The organism is Aquabacterium sp. CECT 9606, from assembly GCF_918741295.1.
Taxonomy (GTDB): Bacteria; Pseudomonadota; Gammaproteobacteria; order Burkholderiales; family Burkholderiaceae_C; genus Aquabacterium.
In genome coordinates this window covers 930,244-947,684 of the sequence record NZ_CAKKNB010000003.1, presented here as the reverse complement: position 1 = coordinate 947,684, position 17,441 = coordinate 930,244, and the positions used below count along the sequence as shown (strand labels likewise).

At 63.5% G+C, this 17,441-nt stretch carries 15 protein-coding genes; 7 read left to right on the top strand and 8 right to left on the bottom strand.

All coding sequences use genetic code 11. The features are described from left to right. The first annotated feature begins 30 nt into the window (after positions 1-30). Positions 31-2,649 carry an ABC transporter permease gene (locus LQ232_RS17045; RefSeq protein ID WP_230181556.1) on the top strand — a complete coding sequence of 873 codons (2,619 nt, stop codon included), beginning with the start codon at positions 31-33 and terminating at the stop codon, positions 2,647-2,649. Positions 2,650-2,655: 6 nt separating this feature from the next. On the opposite strand, the gene LQ232_RS17040 is transcribed toward LQ232_RS17045, so the two are convergent. Beyond that, a complete protein-coding gene (locus tag LQ232_RS17040; RefSeq protein ID WP_230181555.1) occupies positions 2,656-3,234 on the bottom strand; it encodes a chemotaxis protein CheW in 579 nt (192 codons plus the stop codon). Positions 3,235-3,335: 101 nt separating this feature from the next. Between LQ232_RS17040 and LQ232_RS17035 the strand changes: the two genes are divergently transcribed. From LQ232_RS17035 to LQ232_RS17025, 3 genes are all read left to right on the top strand, one after another. After that, positions 3,336-5,075 carry an ATP-dependent DNA helicase RecQ gene (locus LQ232_RS17035; protein WP_230181554.1) on the top strand — a complete coding sequence of 580 codons (1,740 nt, stop codon included), beginning with the start codon at positions 3,336-3,338 and terminating at the stop codon, positions 5,073-5,075. Beyond that, positions 5,072-6,010: a DUF72 domain-containing protein gene (locus LQ232_RS17030; RefSeq protein WP_230181553.1), complete on the top strand. Its 939-nt coding sequence runs from the start codon at positions 5,072-5,074 to the stop codon at positions 6,008-6,010. The genes LQ232_RS17035 and LQ232_RS17030 overlap by 4 nt, the downstream gene beginning before the upstream one ends. Before the next feature lie 88 nt (positions 6,011-6,098). Then, the gene (locus LQ232_RS17025) at positions 6,099-6,677 is read left to right on the top strand and encodes a PEP-CTERM sorting domain-containing protein (RefSeq protein ID WP_230181552.1); all 579 of its coding nucleotides are present in this window, start codon (positions 6,099-6,101) and stop codon (positions 6,675-6,677) included. A gap of 72 nt (positions 6,678-6,749) precedes the next feature. On the opposite strand, the gene ychF is transcribed toward LQ232_RS17025, so the two are convergent. Both ychF and LQ232_RS17015 read right to left on the bottom strand, forming a co-directional pair. Beyond that, positions 6,750-7,841, bottom strand: coding sequence for a redox-regulated ATPase YchF (gene ychF / locus LQ232_RS17020; RefSeq protein ID WP_230181551.1), 1,092 nt, complete (start codon positions 7,839-7,841; stop codon positions 6,750-6,752). A gap of 63 nt (positions 7,842-7,904) precedes the next feature. Beyond that, positions 7,905-9,749, bottom strand: a complete 1,845-nt coding sequence (locus tag LQ232_RS17015) for a response regulator (protein WP_230181550.1) — start codon at positions 9,747-9,749, stop codon at positions 7,905-7,907. 101 nt (positions 9,750-9,850) lie between these two features. Between LQ232_RS17015 and LQ232_RS17010 the strand changes: the two genes are divergently transcribed. Further along, on the top strand, positions 9,851-11,011 hold the full coding sequence (locus LQ232_RS17010; protein ID WP_230181549.1) for an FAD-dependent monooxygenase: 1,161 nt from the start codon (positions 9,851-9,853) through the stop codon (positions 11,009-11,011). 20 nt (positions 11,012-11,031) lie between these two features. Then, positions 11,032-11,802, top strand: a complete 771-nt coding sequence (locus LQ232_RS17005; protein ID WP_230181548.1) for a DsbC family protein — start codon at positions 11,032-11,034, stop codon at positions 11,800-11,802. A gap of 7 nt (positions 11,803-11,809) precedes the next feature. Here LQ232_RS17005 and LQ232_RS17000 read toward each other — a convergent pair whose 3' ends face one another. Genes LQ232_RS17000 through LQ232_RS16980 form a run of 5 tightly spaced genes read right to left on the bottom strand, consistent with a single transcriptional unit; the run spans position 11,810 to position 16,807 of the window. Then, positions 11,810-12,925, bottom strand: a complete 1,116-nt coding sequence (locus tag LQ232_RS17000; RefSeq protein WP_230181547.1) for a DUF3108 domain-containing protein — start codon at positions 12,923-12,925, stop codon at positions 11,810-11,812. A gap of 38 nt (positions 12,926-12,963) precedes the next feature. Next, positions 12,964-14,757, bottom strand: coding sequence for a M61 family metallopeptidase (locus LQ232_RS16995; protein WP_230181546.1), 1,794 nt, complete (start codon positions 14,755-14,757; stop codon positions 12,964-12,966). 10 nt (positions 14,758-14,767) lie between these two features. After that, complete coding sequence (locus LQ232_RS16990) at positions 14,768-15,274, bottom strand: DUF3429 domain-containing protein (protein WP_230181545.1); 507 nt, start codon at positions 15,272-15,274, stop codon at positions 14,768-14,770. A 55-nt stretch (positions 15,275-15,329) separates the two neighbouring features. Beyond that, positions 15,330-16,184, bottom strand: a complete 855-nt coding sequence (locus LQ232_RS16985; protein WP_230181544.1) for an SAM-dependent methyltransferase — start codon at positions 16,182-16,184, stop codon at positions 15,330-15,332. Beyond that, positions 16,181-16,807 carry a Maf family nucleotide pyrophosphatase gene (locus LQ232_RS16980; protein ID WP_230181543.1) on the bottom strand — a complete coding sequence of 209 codons (627 nt, stop codon included), beginning with the start codon at positions 16,805-16,807 and terminating at the stop codon, positions 16,181-16,183. Before LQ232_RS16980 ends, LQ232_RS16985 begins: the two co-directional genes overlap by 4 nt. 32 nt (positions 16,808-16,839) lie before the next feature. Here LQ232_RS16980 and LQ232_RS16975 point away from each other — a divergent pair, with 32 nt between their 5' ends. Further along, positions 16,840-17,439: a DUF177 domain-containing protein gene (locus LQ232_RS16975; protein ID WP_230181542.1), complete on the top strand. Its 600-nt coding sequence runs from the start codon at positions 16,840-16,842 to the stop codon at positions 17,437-17,439. Positions 17,440-17,441: the final 2 nt, after the last annotated feature.

Sequence of the window (17,441 nt, the reverse complement as noted above, 5' to 3'; positions counted from 1 at the left end):
TCCTTCAGTTTTTGAGAAAAACGGAGTGTCATGGCGATCAATTCAGCGGTCTCGTCGGTGCCGGCCTGGCGCTGGGCCCTCAAGCAGACGTGGCGCGACATGCGCTCTGGCAGCCTCAGATTGTTGCTGGTGGCGGTGGTATTGGCCGTCACGGCCTTGTCTGCCGTGGGATTTTTCGCCGACCGCATTGAGCAAGGCCTGGTGCGCGATGCCGCCCAATTGCTGGCCGCCGACGCCCTGGTGGTGGCCGACCAACCGATGCCGGCCGCGCTGTCGGCCGAAGCGCAAAAGCTGGGTTTGAGGCAAGCCAGCACCGCGGCCTTTCCCAGCATGGCCCGTGCGCCCGACGAGCGCGGTGGTGACAGCAAGCTCGTGGCGCTGAAGGCCGTCAGCGAGGCTTACCCCTTGCGCGGTCAGATCACCCTGGGCCGCGTGCTGGCCGATGGCTCCGTGGTGCCTTCGGACAAAGCCCCTCTGGGCGGCCCGCCCGCCGGCCAAGCCTGGGTGGACGCCTCCTTGCTGCCCGTGCTGAACCTGCGGGTGGGTGACCGGCTTTGGTTGGGCGATGTGTCTTTCCTCATCGCTTCGGTCATTGCCATCGAGGCCGACCGGGGCGCCGGCTTCATGAGCTTTTCACCTCGCGTGATGATCCGCCAATCCGATCTGGCCGCCACTCAATTGGTGCAACCCGCCAGCCGCGTCACTTACCGCTTGTTGGTGGCCGGCCCGGCGCGTGCGGGCGACGCGGGTGTGGCGCCCAATGCGGGCCAGCAGGGCGCGAATGATGCCTCCGCCAAGGCCGTTCAAACCTTCGTTGCGGCGGCGCAAGCGCAATCCAAAACCACACGCGGGTTGCGCGTGGAGACGCTGGACCAGGGCCGCCCCGAAATGCGTGCCACCCTTGATCGGGCCGGTCTGTTCCTGCGCCTGGTGGCGCTGCTGGCGGCTTTGCTGTCCGCGGTGGCGGTTGCCTTGGTCTCTCGTGACTTTGCTCAGCGGCGCCTGGATGATTGCGCCATGTTGCGCGTGCTGGGCGTGCCGCAGAACCAGATGGCGCTGACTTACGGGCTCCAGTTCCTCATCGTGGGCCTGGTGGCCAGCGGCTTGGGTCTGGCTTTGGGTTGGGGCTTCCACCAGGTGTTCGTGGCACTGCTGTCCGAGCTGGTGCCGGTCGCCTTGCCCGCGCCCAGCATCTGGCCCGTGGTGCTGGGCCTGGGCGTGGGTGTGGTGCTCACCTTGGGCTTTGGGCTGCCCCCGGTGCTTCAATTGGCCCGCGTGCCGCCACTGCGCGTGCTGCGCCGTGATGTGGGCGAACTCAAGGGGGCGTCGGTGCTGGCCGTGGGCCTGGGTGGTGTGGCGTTGCTGGCCTTGCTGATGATGGTGGCGCGTGACGTCAAGCTGGGCGCGATCGCCCTGGGTGGTGTCGCCGTGGCCGTGCTTGCTTTTGCAGCCCTCGGCGCCCTGGCTGTGTTCATCCTTCAGCGTCTGCTCAACAAGCTCAGTGGCGTGGCCCCGCCCTGGTTGGTGCTGGCCACCCGGCAACTCACCGCCCAACCAGGCCAGACCGTGGTGCAGGTCTGCGCGCTGGCCATCGGCTTGCTGGCCTTGGTGCTGCTGGTTTTGCTGCGCACCGACCTGATCGCCAGTTGGCGGGCGGCCACGCCGGTCGATGCGCCCAACCGTTTCGTCATCAACATCCAGCCCGACCAGACCGAGGCTTTCAAGGCGCAATTGCAGAAAGCCGGCGTCAAGCAATTCGACTGGTATCCCATGATCCGTGGTCGCCTGGTGGGCATCAACGGCAAGACCGTCAAGCCCGAGGACTACGCCGACGACCGGGCCCAGCGTCTGGCCGACCGGGAATTCAACCTCAGCTACGCGGCCCAACAGCCTGCCTACAACCCGGTGGTGGCTGGCCGTTACCAGGCGAACGAAAAGGGCGCCTTGAGCGTGGAAGAAGGCTTGGCCAAAACCTTGGGGCTGCACCTGAACGACCAGCTCACGTTCGACATCGGAGGTGTTCAGCACCAGGCCCGCATCACCAGCCTGCGCAAAGTGGACTGGGCTTCCATGCGCGTCAATTTCTTCGTGATGGCGCCCATGGCATCGATGCCCGAGTGGCCGGCCACCTTCATCACCTCGTTCCGCGCGCCACCTGATGGCAAGCTGGACCGCATCCTGGTGCAGTCCTTCCCCAACGTCACTGTGGTCGACGTGTCGGCCACGCTGGCCCAGATCAACCGGATCATGGACCAGGTCATCGCGGCGGTCGAATTCCTGTTCGCCTTCACCTTGGCCGCGGGCCTGATCGTGCTGATGGCGGGTCTGCTGACCTCGCGTGAACGCCGCGCCAAGGATTGGGCCGTGCTCAAGGCCCTGGGCGCCTCTCAGCACATGCTGGCCAAGGTGCAGCGCGTGGAGTTGTTGGGCGTGGGTGCGCTGGCAGGGGCCTTGGCCTCCAGCGCGGCGCTGTGCGTCGGCTGGGCTTTGGCCCGCTGGGTGTTCGAGTTCGATTGGAACGCGCCGCTGTGGTGGCCCTTGATGGGCGCGGCGGTGGGGGCTGTGTTGGCCGCTCTGGCAGGCTGGTGGAGCCTGCGGGGGGTGCTGGAGCAACCCGTCGTCAATACCTTGCGACGGGCGGCCCAGTGAACTGCATCAGGGCGTCAGGTTGCCGATCAGGCCCATCTCGGAGCTGCTCATCAGCGACTCGATGTCCATCAAGATCAAGAGGCGCTCGTTGATGTTGGCAATGCCGGTGATGTAGGTCGTGTCCACCATCGAGGCGCTCATCTCGGGCGCGGGCTTGATCATCTGCTCGGCCAGCTGGATCACGTCGCTGACGGAATCAACCACGGCGCCCACCACGCGGCCGCGCACGTTCAGCACGATCACCACCGTGAAGTCGTTGACGTCGCTCTCGCCATTTTCGTTCAAGCAATTGAACTTCACGCGCAGGTCAACGATGGGCACGATCACGCCGCGCAGGTTCACCACGCCTTTCAAGTAAGACGGGGCGTTGGCGATCTTGGTGGGCGGCTCGTAAGAGCGGATTTCCTGAACCTTCAGGATGTCGATGCCGTATTCCTCGGTGCCCAGGCGGAACGTGAGGAATTCACGACCGGATACCGCATGCTGAATTTGACGGGCTGGATTGCCCCGGCTGGATAAACTGCCGGGTGCGCCGGGCCGTACCGCGGATGCTGGCTTGGGGGCAGCTACTTGAAGGGCTTCCATACACGTCCTCGAATCGATAGAAATGGTCTCCCCAGGGATGTCGGTTGTTGGCCGGGAAACTTGAGGCTGCTTGCGGGCCTGCCAGTTGCTCATGCAGTTTGATGAGTTCCCCCACTACCGAGATCGACCACGCCCTGCACGGCCCTGGTGACGAGGCCTGGCAATCTGGCCTGCATCGCCTGATGAAAAAAACCTTCGGCATCCAGGCCCTCAGAGAAGGGCAGGATGCCGTGATCCGCCGGGTCATGCTGGGGCAGCCCACCCTGGCCGTCATGCCCACCGGCGCAGGAAAATCCCTTTGTTATCAGCTTCCGGCCTTGTTGCTGCCCGGCCGCACCGTGGTGGTCTCGCCCTTGATCGCCCTGATGAAGGACCAATGCGACGCCTTGCAGGCCATGGGCGTGCACGCCGTGCAATTGCACAGCGCCATGGCCGCGCCCGAGGTGGCCGAGGCCGAGGCCGCCGTGGGGTCCGGTGAAGCCCGCATTGTTTTCACCACCCCGGAAAGGTTGGCGGCGCCCGAGTTCCTGGCCTTGCTGAAGCACCGCCCCACCAGTCTGCTGGTGGTGGACGAGGCGCACTGCGTCTCTCAATGGGGACACGATTTCCGTCCCGCCTTTCTGGAAATCTCGGCCGCCCGTTCGTTGCTGGGGCAACCCACGCTGCTCGCGCTCACTGCCACCGCCACGCTAGACGTCATTGAAGACATTGCCCGGCAACTCGACGCCTCGGGACTGGGCGTGGTCAACACCGGCATTTACCGCGCCAATCTGCACTACGAGGTCAAGCAGGTGGTGAGTGAGTCAGAAAAAATGACAGCCGCCTTGTCATTCTTGCAATCGACCGCGGGGTCGGGCGTGATCTACGGTGCCACCGTCAAGACCGTGGAGCAGGTGCACCAGGCTTTGAAAGACGCGGGCGAATCGGTCACCCTGTACCACGGCCGCCTTCCCAAGGCCGAGCGCCACGCCAACCAGGAAGCCTTCATGCGCAACGAAGCGCGGGTGATGGTGGCCACCAACGCCTTCGGCCTGGGCATCGACAAACCCGACACGCGTTTCGTCTTGCACTACCAGATGCCCTCGGGCCTGGATGCTTATTACCAGGAGTCGGGCAGGGCGGGGCGCGACGGTCAAGCCGCCACCTGTTGCTTGCTTTACCTTCACCGGGATCGAGCTGTGCAGCGCTTTTTCATGGGAGGGCGCTACCCCGACCTGCAGGACATCGATGCCTTGTACCGCGCTTTGATTGAAGACCCGCCCGCAGGCCAACGCTGGACGCTGGCGCTGCTGCAGCAAACCTTGAAGCGTCCGGCCAACAAGCTGCAAGTGGCCTTGCGGCTGCTTCGCCACCACAAGATCGTGGCGCAAAACCGTGTGGGCGAATTGCGTTTGCTGCGCCGCGGCTTGAGCGATGCCGCCATGGACCAGTTGCTCGAGGCCTACCGCGGCAAACGTGAGCACGACAAGGCCTTGCTCGAGAAAATGGTGTTCTATGGGCAGACCGGCCTGTGCCGTTGGAAAGTCCTTCAGGAGCACTTTGGCGAAGGCGCGGACTTTGAGCGTTGCGAAACCTGCGACAACTGCCTTCGCTTGAGCGCCTTGCAGCGACAACAAGCCACGGCGCCCATCGAGGAGCCAACGGCCGCCAAGCCCGCGTCCCCGCATGCGGTTTTTGCTGAGAACGACCTGGTGCGTGTGGCCCGCTATGGCCAAGGCACCGTCACCGCCGCCGATGCCGAAACCATCACCGTGGCCTTCCCCTCGGGCGACACCCGCTGCTTCTTGGCCACTTGTGTGCAACCCGCCAAATCGCGACGAAGGAGCGCGTCACCAGCATGAATGTCAACCCGTCTCCCCACAGCATCATCCGCATCGGCATTTCTGGCTGGCGCTACGAGCCCTGGCGTGGTGTGTTCTATCCCAAGAAGTTGGTGCAGCGTCGCGAGCTGGAGTACGCCTCGCGCGCCTTGCCCAGCATTGAAATCAACGGCACTTTCTACGCCATGCAAAAGCCGGACAGCTTCGCGCAATGGTTTGAGCAAACGCCAGATGATTTTGTCTTCAGCGTCAAGGCACCCCGTTACATCACCCATATCCGCCGATTGCAGGATGTGCACCAACCTCTGGCCAATTTCTTCGCCTCGGGTGTATTGCGTTTGCGTCAAAAGCTGGGGCCGGTGCTGTGGCAGTTTCCGCCGAGCTTTCACTTCAATGCCGATCTGATGGAAACCTTTCTCAGCGAACTGCCTCACGACACCGAGGCCGCCCAGAAGCTGGCCAAACAGCGCGATGTTTTCATGGCCAAGCGCGAGAGTCTGGAGATCGATGCCAACCGGCCCCTCCGGCACGCCATCGAAATCCGCCACGAGAGTTTCGCGGACCCCGCTTTCATCAAGATGCTGCGCCACCACCGCGTGGCTTTGGTCGTGGCCGACACGGCAGGCAAATGGCCATACCTGGAGGACGTGACCGCCGACTTCATGTACCTGCGCTTGCACGGCGATGCCGAGTTGTACGCCAGCGGGTACACCGACAAGGCTTTGGACCGCTGGGCCACGCGCATTGCCGCCTGGTCAAATGGTGATCAGCCAAAGGATGCCCACCTTGTTGATCCGGACCACGCGCCGCCCAAGCGCGCGCACCGTGACGTCCATTGCTACTTCGACAACGACATCAAGGTCAGGGCCCCTTTCGACGCGACCTCCTTGATGGGCAAGCTGGGTTTGCCAAGCTTCAGTCCCCCTGAACAAGGGGTGCTTGTGAACGCTTCCTAACACATCGTTCAACGGTCTTCGTATACCTTGATGGAAACGTGTCTCGTGCGCGCATCAAATTCAAACGACCAAATCCCAGAGGACAGCAATGAACATCAAGCAAGCAGCCCGCGCCGCGCTCGTCGCGACATCGGTTTCACTGGTGGCCATGAGCAGCCAGGCCGCCACCTACACCTTTGGCGCCCTGTTGGCCGGCAATGGCCCGCAAGAGCTCAACTTGGCCACCCTGACCGTGACCGAAAGCGGCAATGACCTCAATTTCTCGCTGTCCGCCACCGGCCTTGACCTGCTGGGCACCAGTTCATTCCTGGGCGCCATCGCGGTAGATGGCCTGAAGACGGGTTCGATCTCGTCCGTTGTGGGCGACTCACCTGTGGCCCTCGCCAATGGTGGCGGCCCCGGTGGCGTGTTCGACTTCCGCTTTGACCTGACGGGGCCCAAGCAAGCCCGGCTGATCGACAACGAGTCGGTGAGCTGGACGTGGGTCGGCGCCAACCAAAGCCTCGATACGCTGAGCTTTGCGGTGCACATCCAAGGCGTGGGCATCTCGGGTGCTGACACCTCGCTGTGGTACAGCCCGTCGGCCGTGCCGGAACCCGAATCGTATGCCTTGCTGGCGGCAGGCCTGGGCGTGGCTGGCATCGCCCTGAGGCGCCGCCGCCGCTGATCAACCCGTTGTGCAGCATTGATCTGGCGATTTCAATGGGCCTGAACAGCTTTTTGAAATCGCCTTTCTCGTTCAGACGTTGAACAAGAAATTCAACACATCGCCATCCTTGACGACGTACTCCTTGCCTTCCGCGCGCATCTTGCCCGCGTCCTTCGCGCCTTGCTCACCCTTGAAGGTGATGAAGTCGTCAAAGGCGATGGTTTGGGCGCGGATGAACCCCCGCTCAAAATCCGTGTGGATCACGCCGGCTGCCTGAGGCGCCGTGTCGCCAATGTGGATGGTCCAGGCGCGCACTTCCTTGACGCCTGCCGTGAAATACGTCTGCAGGCCCAGCAGCTTGAAAGCGGCGCGGATCAAACGGTTCAGGCCGGGCTCATCCTGGCCCATTTCGGCCAGGAACATGGCGCGGTCTTCGTCGCTCATCTCCGACAGCTCGGCTTCGGTCTTGGCACAGATGGCCACGACAGGCGCGTTCTGCTTGGCGGCGTAGTCCTTCAGTCGGTCCAGGAAGGGGTTGTTCTCGAAACCGCTCTCGTCCACATTGCCCACGAACATCGCTGGCTTGGCGGTGATCAGGCACAGCGGCTTGACCAGCACCAGTTCTTCCTTGCTGAAGTCGATCGAGCGCACAGGTTGGGCCTGGTCCAGCGCGGCCTGGCACTTCTCCAGCACCTTGACCAAGGCGGCCGCTTCCTTGTCGCCGGAGCGGGCGGTCTTGTTGTAGCGGTGCAGGCTTTTTTCAACCGTGCCCAGGTCGGCCAGGCACAACTCGGTCTGGATGACCTCGATGTCGGAGATCGGATCGACCTTGCCGGCCACGTGGATCACGTTGTCGTCTTCAAAACAGCGCACCACGTTGATGATGGCGTCGGTTTCGCGGATGTGCGAGAGGAACTTGTTGCCCAGGCCTTCGCCTTGCGAGGCGCCCGCCACCAGGCCGGCGATGTCGACGAATTCAACAATGGCTGGCACGATGCGCTCGGGCTTGACGATCTCCGACAGGGCGCCCAGGCGCGGGTCGGGCAGTTCAACGATGCCCACATTGGGCTCGATGGTGCAGAACGGGTAGTTCTCGGCGGCGATGCCGGCCTTGGTCAGCGCGTTGAAAAGGGTGGACTTGCCGACGTTTGGCAGACCCACGATGCCGCATTTGAGGCTCATGGACGTTCCTGGACTGGAGGGTGGATAACCCCCTATTTTACCGGCGATCGCGGGTGTGCGGGTTCAGGCCGATTGAGTCGCCCAATATCCCACTTCTTCCAGCAGTTGTTGGCGGTCCACGGGTTTGGTCAGGACATGGTTCATGCCGGCGTTCAGGCAGGCGCTGCGGTCTTCCGAGAAGGCATTGGCCGTCAGGCCCAGCACGGGCACGTCCAGCGACTTGGTGCCGGCCTCGCCCTGGCGGACCCGGCGGGTGGCTTCCAGGCCGTCCATGCCGGGCATGCGCCAGTCCATCAGCACAACATTGGGGGTGTGCTGGCGCAGGAAAGCCAGTGCGGCCGGCCCTGTGTCGGCGGTGAACACGGTGGCCCCCGCCGCGCGCAGCACCTCGGCGGCCAGCATGCTGTTGACGGGGTCGTCGTCTACCACCAGCACCTCGGTGCCTTTCAAGTCAGGGCTGCCCAGCACCCGGCGCACGGGCACCCGCGCGTCTTCGGCCAGCACTGGCAGAGGCAGATCGATGTCAATCCTGGTGCCTTGGCGCTCACGGCTGTTCACGTTGATGGTGCCGTGCATCAGGCCCACCAGCTCTTGCGTGATGGTCAAGCCCAGGCCCACGCCGCCATTGGTGCGGGTGCTGTTGGTGTCCGCCTGGAAGAAGGCCTCGAACACGCGTGATTGCTCTGACTGCGACATGCCTTGCCCCGTGTCGCTGACCGACAGCCGCACGCCCGCCACGCCATCCACGGCTTTGGTCGGGCTGGGGCCCATGCTGAGCGACACGTGTCCACGGTCGGTGAACTTGATCGCATTGGCCAGCAGGTTGATCAGCACCTGGGTGAGCCGCAATTCGTCGCCCATGCGGCTCAAGGCCAGGCTGGGGCTGACATGGCGGCGCAATTCCAGGCCTTTGACGGTGGCCTGGGGCGACACCGCCGCCAACGCCTTGTCCGCGATCGCCGACAGGTCCAGCGGTGCCAGCACAGGGTCCACCTTGCCAGACTCGATGCGCGACAGCTCGAGCACTTGGTCGATCAAGGTCAGCAGGTGTTGACCACTGCTGTGGATGGTCTTGATCAGCAGCGCATCGCGTGGATCGCGCGCGCGCTCGGGGTGATCTGCCAGCAGATCGGCCGAAACAAGCATGGCGTGCAGGGGCGTGCGAAGTTCATGGCTCATGACCGCCAGGAAGCGGCTCTTGGCCAAGGAGGCCGTCTCCGCGGTGTCCCTGGCTTGCGCCAGCTCGGAGGTGCGCTCTTGCACCCAGGCATTCAGGGCATCGCGGGCGTCGGTGGGGCCGTGCGGATCACCCGCCACCACCAGGCTGACACCATGCTTGAGCCGCGTCACGCTGAGCAAGCTGACCAGAAAAGTGATCTGCATCAACACGCCGTTGACCACCAGCGAGCGGACCACGCCCGACCAGACCCTGTCGTGCGCCCCGACCTCCAGCAACCAAGCGGGGATGGCCACCAGTGCCAGCAGCGCGATCGACAGGCTGACCGCCCAGCGCCATGGCCAGGCAATGTGCATCAGCAGGGCCACCACCGGCATCCACTGGAAATTGGTGGCGATCCAGTAAGGCGATGCGGGTTGCTGGTTGAAGATCAGGACGCTGAGCGAGCCGATCACGAAATACAGGCACACACCCGCCACCACCACGCGCTGCGTGAGCATCAGCGATTGCGGGTTGCGCCGCAGCATGGCCCACATCCACAGCAGCAACAAGGCGAGCACGGGCTGGGCCCAACGGTCGTGGGGCGTGCTGATGCCGGCGATCAATTCACTGCCCCAGACCAGCAGGCAGGCGACCGCCGCGATGAGGTAGAACCCCAGCGCGGTTTTCCTTTCGATCAGCGACAAAAACCGATCGCGGCGCAGTTCGCCGGGCGGCTCAGGCCGTTTCATTTGATCCAATGCGTGTCCCTGTTCATTGATCATTGAATGTCACTTACCCGACACTTTATGGTGACTGGTCTTTCGGTCAACGGATTACCTAGAATCCCTAGATGACGACAAAAAAATTCGACGTGTGTGTGAGCGGCTCGGGCGCGGTGGCCCGAAGCCTGGCCCTGGCACTGTCCAGCAATGGTTGGCGCGTGGCTTGGGCCTGCGCTGAACAAGGCGGTCAAGCCATGGCGGAGGATATTCGAACCTACGCCCTGAATTCCCGCTCTGTCGCTTTATTGGAGCGGCTGCGCATCTGGCCCAGGTTGCAATTGGCGTCAACGCCGGTGCATGACATGCAGATCCGCGGGGATGGTCGGGGGCACCTGGCGTTTTCGGCCTGGCAGCAATGTGTGTCCGAGCTGGCATGGATCGTGGATGCAGCCGCGCTGGAACAATTGCTGGGCGAGGCCTTGAAGTTCGCCCCGCACGTCACTGTGGTGCCGCCTTTGGCCGATGGTGTGCCGCCGGTGGATGCCGATCTGCTGGCCATCTGCGAGGGCAAGCACTCGGCCACCCGGGCGGCTTTGGGCGTGGATTTCAGCAGGGCGGACTACGGCCATTGGGGCGTTGCCGCCCGGTTGCGCAGTGGCCAACCCCACCACGGTGTGGCCCGCCAATGGTTCCGCTCGCCTGATGTGCTGGCCTTGCTGCCTTTTCACGACCCTGAACCGGGCGCGTCCTACGGCTTGGTCTGGTCTTTGCCCCAGTCGAGGGCGAAAGAAGTCATGGCCATGGCGCCAGCTGATTTCGAAGCCGCCTTGCGCCAGGCGCTTGACGAGGTCGACCCGGGCGCGTCGGCTGTCTTGGGCCCTTTGTCCTTGACGTCCCGCGTGGCGTCGTGGCCCTTGGCCCTGGCGCAAGCTGAAAGGTGGAGCGGCCCGGGTTGGGTGCTGCTGGGCGATGCCGCGCACCAGGTTCATCCTTTGGCGGGGCAGGGGCTCAATTTGGGCCTGGCCGATGTCGATACCCTCGTGAATACCTTGACCGAGGCCCGTGAGCTGGAGCCTTGGCGCACCGCGGGTGACGAGCGTTTGCTGCGGCGTTACGCTCGCCGGCGCGAGTTGCCAACCCGCGCCATGGCCGGGGTCACCGATGGCCTGTTGCACCTGTTTGCGGATGATCGTGCACCATTCAGGGAACTTCGCAACACCGGCATGGCTCTGTTAGACCAAATGTCTCCTGTCAAACGCTGGCTGGTCAGCCGCGCACTTGATGCTTGAAACCCAATAAGGTTGCCACCATGAATCGCCTCTCTATTTTTCACTCCCCTTTGCGGGCCCTCTTGAGTGCTGGTCTGGTGCTGGTGGCCTCGGCCAGCTGGGCCGGCGAGTTGTCGCCCGCTCAGTTGGCGCAGCTCAAGCAGAAGCTGACCCAGAACCTGCCTGATTTTCCGCCCATCGACTCGGCGCAAACCACGCCCATGCCTGGCCTGATCGAGCTGCGCTCCGGCAACAACATCATCTACACCGACCCCAAAGGCGAGTTCGTCATCCAGGGCAACCTGCTGGAGACCAAAACCCAACGCAATCTGACCGAGGAGCGCATGGACGAAATCAACCAGATTGATTTCGCCAGCCTGCCGCTCAAAGATGCCGTGGTCTGGAAAAACGGGAATGGCAAACGCCGCATGGTGATCTTCGCCGACCCCAACTGTGGCTATTGCAAGCGCCTTGAAAAAGACCTGCAACAGGTCAAGGACGTGACCGTCTACACCTTCGTGGTGGCCATCCTGGGTGATGACTCCAAGGTCAAGGCCAACAACATCTGGTGCCTGAAAGACCGCACGCAGGCCTGGCGCGACTGGATGCTGACAGGGGCCGAGCCCGCCAAGGCTTTCGGCATGTGCGCCACGCCCACACAACGCAACAATGCGCTGGCTCAGAAACTGCGCGTGAACGGCACCCCTTCCATGTTCTTTGAAGACGGCACCCGCCTGCCATCGGCCGCGCCCGTCAATGTCATCGAGCAGCGCTTGACCAAGGCCGCTGCCAAGGTGGGCAGCGCATCCTGATTGAACTTCAGGGCAGGGGCGGCGCCGATGCTGATGCGGAGGCCGCGTCAGCGGGCGCCTGCTCAGGGGCCCGCTCCATCTGCAGATCCATGTAGGTTTTCTCGTTCGCCCGCACCAGGATGCGCACGGGGAGGTACTGCAGGCCAGGGGCGAACCAGATCTCCACGGGCAACACGCCGCCTTCGGCCGACATCTTGCGCGGTTTGACGTGGAAGGTGGGGATGGTGCCAATGGGCGTGTCGAGCATCTGCTCGTCAATCACATCGTAAGCAATGGTCTCCACGCGTTTGGGCAAGGCCAGAGGAATGTGGATGGTGTTGCCCGGGCGAAGCAGGTCCGGCTGCATGATGAACTGGTAGGCCAGCTGGATGAACTGGCTCGCCGCGTCTTGCATGCCCGGCGTGCGCTGCAACTTCTCGCCTGAGTCCAGCACCACGTTCTGCGGGTCGAAGACCACGGTGCGGGGGGGCGATGTCTTGATCAGCAGGCGGTTGACCTGCTCGAAGCGCTTGGGCGACAAGCCTTCGGGGGTGATGGTGCCGGCGCTGATCAGATTCCAGGATCCGATGGGCGCGAAGCTGGGCCCGATGGTGGTGTCGACCCGAACCTGGTAATCCATGTCTTGTCGCACCCATTCCACCCGGGCCTGACCATGCACGTCACCACGGAAATAACCGCGAACCTTGTAGCTGACCCGGGTGGCCAAAGGCCAGACAAATGGCGGCCCCTTCGCCGAGCTGGGTTCACTGGCCGACAGTGCCAGTGGGATAGGCTCAGAAGCTGATGATTCGGGCTCGCTGCTGGAGGCCGCCACGGTGATGCTCGACTCGGCTTGCTCAGGTGCGCTGGCGCTTTCTTCGGGCCGCGCCAGTGCTGGCTCAGGGGCCGAAGCGCTGGGGCTTGGCGATTTGGGTGGGCGTTGGCCAGAGGCTTTGCGCGAGGCCCGTGGCTTGGGGGGAGGGGGCGCGGCCACGGGCGGATCGCTGAGTTTGAGTTCGCTCATCATCGTGGCTTCCATCCGCTTGATGCCGGAGGTGTCGCTGGCCTGCATGTCGTTGAGAAGCGTGGCCATGGACAAGGTCAGCCAGGCGTGCAGGCCCATCACCGCGAGGATGATGAACAACAGCAACCACCAGTGACGTGACCTCGACTCCACCATGCTCAGCTCTTAAGCCACTGATGCCGTCGTTGTGCAGTGATGGCGTCGGTGTTCTCGGTCAATGCCAGGGCGATGATGTCACCGCTGGCGCCTTTGGGCCGGGAACTGGCGGACGCCAACGCAGGCAAATCGAGTGTCAGCATGGACTGATCGCGGCAGATCAGCAGTGCCTGGGCTTTTTGCTCGTTGTGCCACAAGGCCAGGTCATCGCTTTTGCGCAAGCGCCATCCGTCCAGCGCGATCAGTTCATCCGAGGCACTCAGGCCGGCGCTTTCAGCCACGCTGTGGCGCATCACGGCCTGAACCTTGAGTCCGCCGCCCGCATCGCTGAGCCGCACGCCCAACCTTTGCGCCAAGGCCGCGGGTTTGCTCACCCAGGTCACGCCCGCGGCGCTCAACAAGGCTTTCAGCGGCAGCTCGTCGGTGCCATGGACCCAGTTGTGCAAAAGATCGGCCCATGAGCGGGCGCCGGCTGAGGCGGGCGGTCCGCCAGTGGCCTCGTCCTGCAATGCCTGGGCGATGTCGGCCTCTTGAATCGGCCGTTGCAACTGCCACAGGCGCTGCATCACACCGTCCAGTGATGGCTGGCGCTTGCCGTCCACCGGACATTGGCGCAGGCTCAGGTCCAGGCACAAACCCACCAGCGATCCCTTGGTGTAATAGCTCACCGTGGCGTTGGCGGTGTTCTCATCAGGGCGGTAGTAGCGCGTCCAGGCGTCGAAGCTGGCCTGGGCCACGCTGTAGCTGTGCCGGCCTGGCGTGGCCTGCACCTGGTTGATGGTCTTGGCCAGCAGCCTCAAATAGGTTTTGGCGTCGATCAGGCCTGTGCGCAGCAGAAACTGGTCGTCGTAATAAGAGGTGAAGCCTTCAAAGAACCACAGCATCTGCGTGTAGTTCTCTTGCGTGTAGTCGTAGGGCGCGAACTCGGCGGGCTTGAGCCGCTTGACGTTCCAGGTGTGGAAGTACTCGTGGCTGATCAGGCCCAGCAGCGTCTGGTAGGCGTCGGTGTTGACAGGCCGGCCTGTGCGGGGCAGGTCGCGGCGGTTGCAGATCAGGGCGGTGCTGTTGCGATGCTCCAGGCCGCCATAGCCTTCGTCCACGGCATTGAGCAAGAACACATAGCGCCCAAAGGCGGGCTTGCGGCGGCCATGCCAGAAGGCGATCTGGGCCTCGCAAATGCGTTGCGTGTCGGCCAGCAGCCGTGGGCCGTCAAGGTCTGTACTGGCCCCTGACACGACGAACTCGTGGACCACGCCCTTGGCGGTGAAGCTCCCGCGCCAGAACGTGCCCAGCTCGACAGGGTGGTCCACCAGGCTGTCGTAGTCGGGCGCCTGGTAGTCGCCCAATCCAAGCGCATTGACCTTCACGGGCGGCAGGCCAGTGGCCACGCCCCAACCTTTGGGCAGTCCGGCAATTTTCAGGCGGTGGGGCTGGTCCTCAAACCCCTCGGCTTTCAGGAACACGCTCGTGCCGTTGAAAAAACCGCGGCGTGAATCCAGAAATGCCGCCCGCACCGAGGTGTCAAACGCATACACCTCGCAAGTGACCGTCAACGCGCCCCTGCCCGTGCAATCGACCACCCAACTGGATTTGTCTACTTGTTGAACTTCAAGTGTGTGTTGGCCTTGTTGCGCCGTCAGCGGGGACAAGTGCCGCGCGAACTCCCGCACCAGGTAACTGCCGGGTATCCACACGGGCAGGCTCAAACGCTGCTGGGCCTGCGGCTGCGGGATGCGCAAAGTGACCACAAAACGATGGGCGTGGGCGCTGCCCACCTCAATGCGGTAGTCGATCATGGAGCAGTTCTCAAAGTTGGGCGGCGGCCAGGAAGCAGCTCAGGCTGGCCACCACGGTGAGCCTGAAGCGCAGCTTGAGCCAGCCGGCCGCGCCCAGTTCGGGGTAGCACTTGCGGTCCACCAGGTAGCACCCGATCAGCAGGCCGCCCAGTGCGGCCAAGCCTGCGTGAGGCGGCATCATCAAAGCAAGCCAAGCCGCCAATGAATAAACCACGCCCCAGATCAAACCGAGTTTATGCGTGGGCAAAGCGGGCTGGTCATAACGCTGGCTCAGCATGCTCAATCCCCAGGGCAGGCCGCCCAGGAAGGACACGACCAGGGCCGCGTAGCTGGTGAAGGCGCTGACGACGAATGCAAATGGCTGTGGATCGATGCGGCCCACCAACAGCCACACAAACAGCGCACCGCCCACGAATGGGATCAGTCCGGCATGTCCCAGCTTGCGGGCCAGTTCGTTGGGCTCGGCCAAACCGGGATAGGCCGATGGGATCGTTGATGAGGAAGTGGGTGTGTTCATGGCTGAGGGCAGGTGCTCGGCATTGTGGCAAGAAGTGCGGTGTCCGGGGCGGGGTTCAGGCGGACAGCCAGGCAAAGACCGTCGGGATGTCGTCCGGCAACGTCAGGGCATGCTTTTGCCAATGGCTCACGCGCTGGGTGCGGCTCCAGCCTTTATCCAGGGTCAAGCCACAGCTCACGCTCAGCCAGGTGTCGGGCTGCAGGTGCTTGGTCAAGGCCGACCACAGCGCGGTGTTTCGGTAGGGCGTTTCGATCACCAGTTGCGTCTGGCGCGCTCGGCGGGACAGTTGGTCCAGTTCGCGGATGCGGTCGCCACGTTGAACCGCATCAACCGGCAGGTAACCCACGAAGGCAAAACTCTGGCCATTCAGGCCGCTGGCGGCCAGGGCCAGCACCAGCGAACTGGGGCCAGAAATCGGCACCACCGTCACGCCCAGGCGGTGAGCTGCCAGGACCAGGGCGGCGCCTGGATCGGCCACGCCCGGCAAGCCGGCCTCTGACATCAAGCCGATGTCTTGCCCTGCCAGGGCGGGGGCCAGCAGGGCATCGATTTCGGCGTCTGGGTTGGGCGCTGGCTTGCCGTCAGGCTTCTTGTGGGTCTTGTTGGCGCTTTTCTCGCCGCCTTTGTTGGGCCGTGGCAAGGCCTGGATGTCCAGTGTTTGCAAAGGTGCGGCCAGCGGCACGATGGCGTCCACGCGCTTCAAAAATGCACGCGTGGTCTTGGCGTTCTCGCACACCCAGTGCTGCAAACGCGCTGCTGCAGTCAAGGCGCCCAGGGGCAGCACCTCGCGCAGGTCGGGCAGCACCGCGTCGGGCCCTTCTGCCAGGCAACCAAAGTCAAGGGTGTTGGGGATGAGCAGCAAGCGGCCTTTGGGGCTCGGGGCGGGGGCGTTTTTTGATTTTGAAGTCATGGTGTTGGGTGATGCAGGGCGCGCCAGGCCAGGGGATCCAGCCCCGCTTGTCGAATCATCTGGGTGGTGGGGATCAGCGGCAGGCCAATCAGGGCCGTGGGGTCGTCCGACTCGATACGCTCCAGCAGCACGATGCCCAATCCTTCGGATTTGGCACTACCGGCGCAGTCGTAAGGTTGCTCGCAGCGAAGGTAGGTTTCAATCTCCTGGTCGCTGTAGTGGCCCATCTGAACCCGGGTGGTGCTCATTTGGGTTTGCGAAAAATGGGTGCTGGGCCGCACAACGGCCACCGCGGTGTGAAAAAGCACCGCTTTACCGCGCATGGCTGTCAGCTGCTTCACGGCCTGGTCGTGGGTGCCAGGCTTGCCCAAAGGCATTCCCGCCAGGTCGGCCACCTGGTCTGATCCAATCACCACCACATCGTCCTGGTTCAACGCGGCAACTGCCCGTGCCTTGGCCAGGGCCAGGCGCATCGCCATCTCAGCAGGGGCTTCGCCGGGTAAGGGGCTTTCGTCCACATCGGGCGCCTGCACGTCAAAGGGCAAGCCCAGCCTTTGCAGCAGTTCCTGCCGGTAGCGAGAGGTCGAGCCCAGGATCAGGCGAGGGAAAGCGGTGGAGGTCATCCCCCTATTGTCCAGCCTCTACACTACCCGGCATGAATGCACGCACGTTTTTGCCCCACAAGCTTGACTTGGGGGCCTTCATCAACGAAGAGTCGCGCCTGGAAGGGCAGTTGCCCGTGGTCGCGCTGACGCGTTTGGCCTCCGGCCTGGCGCAAGACCTGGATCTGGCGCCGCTTGAGCCCCTGACCTGGTGGGCCGAAGGCCGGCTGGAGCCGCAACGCGTGGGTGGCCCCCAGCTGTGGTTGGACTTGCACGCCGAGGGCAATCTGCCGTGGGAATGCCAGCGCTGCCTGCAGCCTGTGTTCATCCCGGTCACCGTGGACCACACGGTTCGCTTTGTGGCAGATGAGGCCACGGCGGCCGAACTGGACGCGGATTCGGACGACGACGTGCTGGCGATCAGCCGCCAGTTCGATCTGCTGGCCCTGATTGAAGATGAATTGATCATGGCGCAGCCCATCGTGCCCCGGCATGACGAATGTCCCACGGACGTGCAATCCCTGATGCAATCTGGCCTGGTGGCGCCCGATGGCACCCCAGTGCTTGAAACTACCGATGAAGAATCGGTTTCGGATAAACCCAATCCTTTCGCGGTATTGGCCGCCTTGAAAAAGGAAAAGGGCAGCTCTTGATT

Excerpts from the sequence above, each read along its gene's own strand:
- LQ232_RS17045 (WP_230181556.1), top strand. The coding sequence starts at position 31 with ATGGCGATCAATTCAGCGGTCTCGTCGGTGCCGGCCTGGCGCTGGGCC.
- LQ232_RS17040 (WP_230181555.1), bottom strand. The coding sequence starts at position 3,234 with ATGGAAGCCCTTCAAGTAGCTGCCCCCAAGCCAGCATCCGCGGTACGG.
- LQ232_RS17035 (WP_230181554.1), top strand. The coding sequence starts at position 3,336 with ATGAGTTCCCCCACTACCGAGATCGACCACGCCCTGCACGGCCCTGGT.
- LQ232_RS17030 (WP_230181553.1), top strand. The coding sequence starts at position 5,072 with ATGAATGTCAACCCGTCTCCCCACAGCATCATCCGCATCGGCATTTCT.
- LQ232_RS17025 (WP_230181552.1), top strand. The coding sequence starts at position 6,099 with ATGAACATCAAGCAAGCAGCCCGCGCCGCGCTCGTCGCGACATCGGTT.
- ychF (WP_230181551.1), bottom strand. The coding sequence starts at position 7,841 with ATGAGCCTCAAATGCGGCATCGTGGGTCTGCCAAACGTCGGCAAGTCC.
- LQ232_RS17015 (WP_230181550.1), bottom strand. The coding sequence starts at position 9,749 with ATGAAACGGCCTGAGCCGCCCGGCGAACTGCGCCGCGATCGGTTTTTG.
- LQ232_RS17010 (WP_230181549.1), top strand. The coding sequence starts at position 9,851 with ATGACGACAAAAAAATTCGACGTGTGTGTGAGCGGCTCGGGCGCGGTG.
- LQ232_RS17005 (WP_230181548.1), top strand. The coding sequence starts at position 11,032 with ATGAATCGCCTCTCTATTTTTCACTCCCCTTTGCGGGCCCTCTTGAGT.
- LQ232_RS16995 (WP_230181546.1), bottom strand. The coding sequence starts at position 14,757 with ATGATCGACTACCGCATTGAGGTGGGCAGCGCCCACGCCCATCGTTTT.
- LQ232_RS16990 (WP_230181545.1), bottom strand. The coding sequence starts at position 15,274 with ATGAACACACCCACTTCCTCATCAACGATCCCATCGGCCTATCCCGGT.
- LQ232_RS16985 (WP_230181544.1), bottom strand. The coding sequence starts at position 16,184 with ATGACTTCAAAATCAAAAAACGCCCCCGCCCCGAGCCCCAAAGGCCGC.
- LQ232_RS16980 (WP_230181543.1), bottom strand. The coding sequence starts at position 16,807 with ATGACCTCCACCGCTTTCCCTCGCCTGATCCTGGGCTCGACCTCTCGC.
- LQ232_RS16975 (WP_230181542.1), top strand. The coding sequence starts at position 16,840 with ATGAATGCACGCACGTTTTTGCCCCACAAGCTTGACTTGGGGGCCTTC.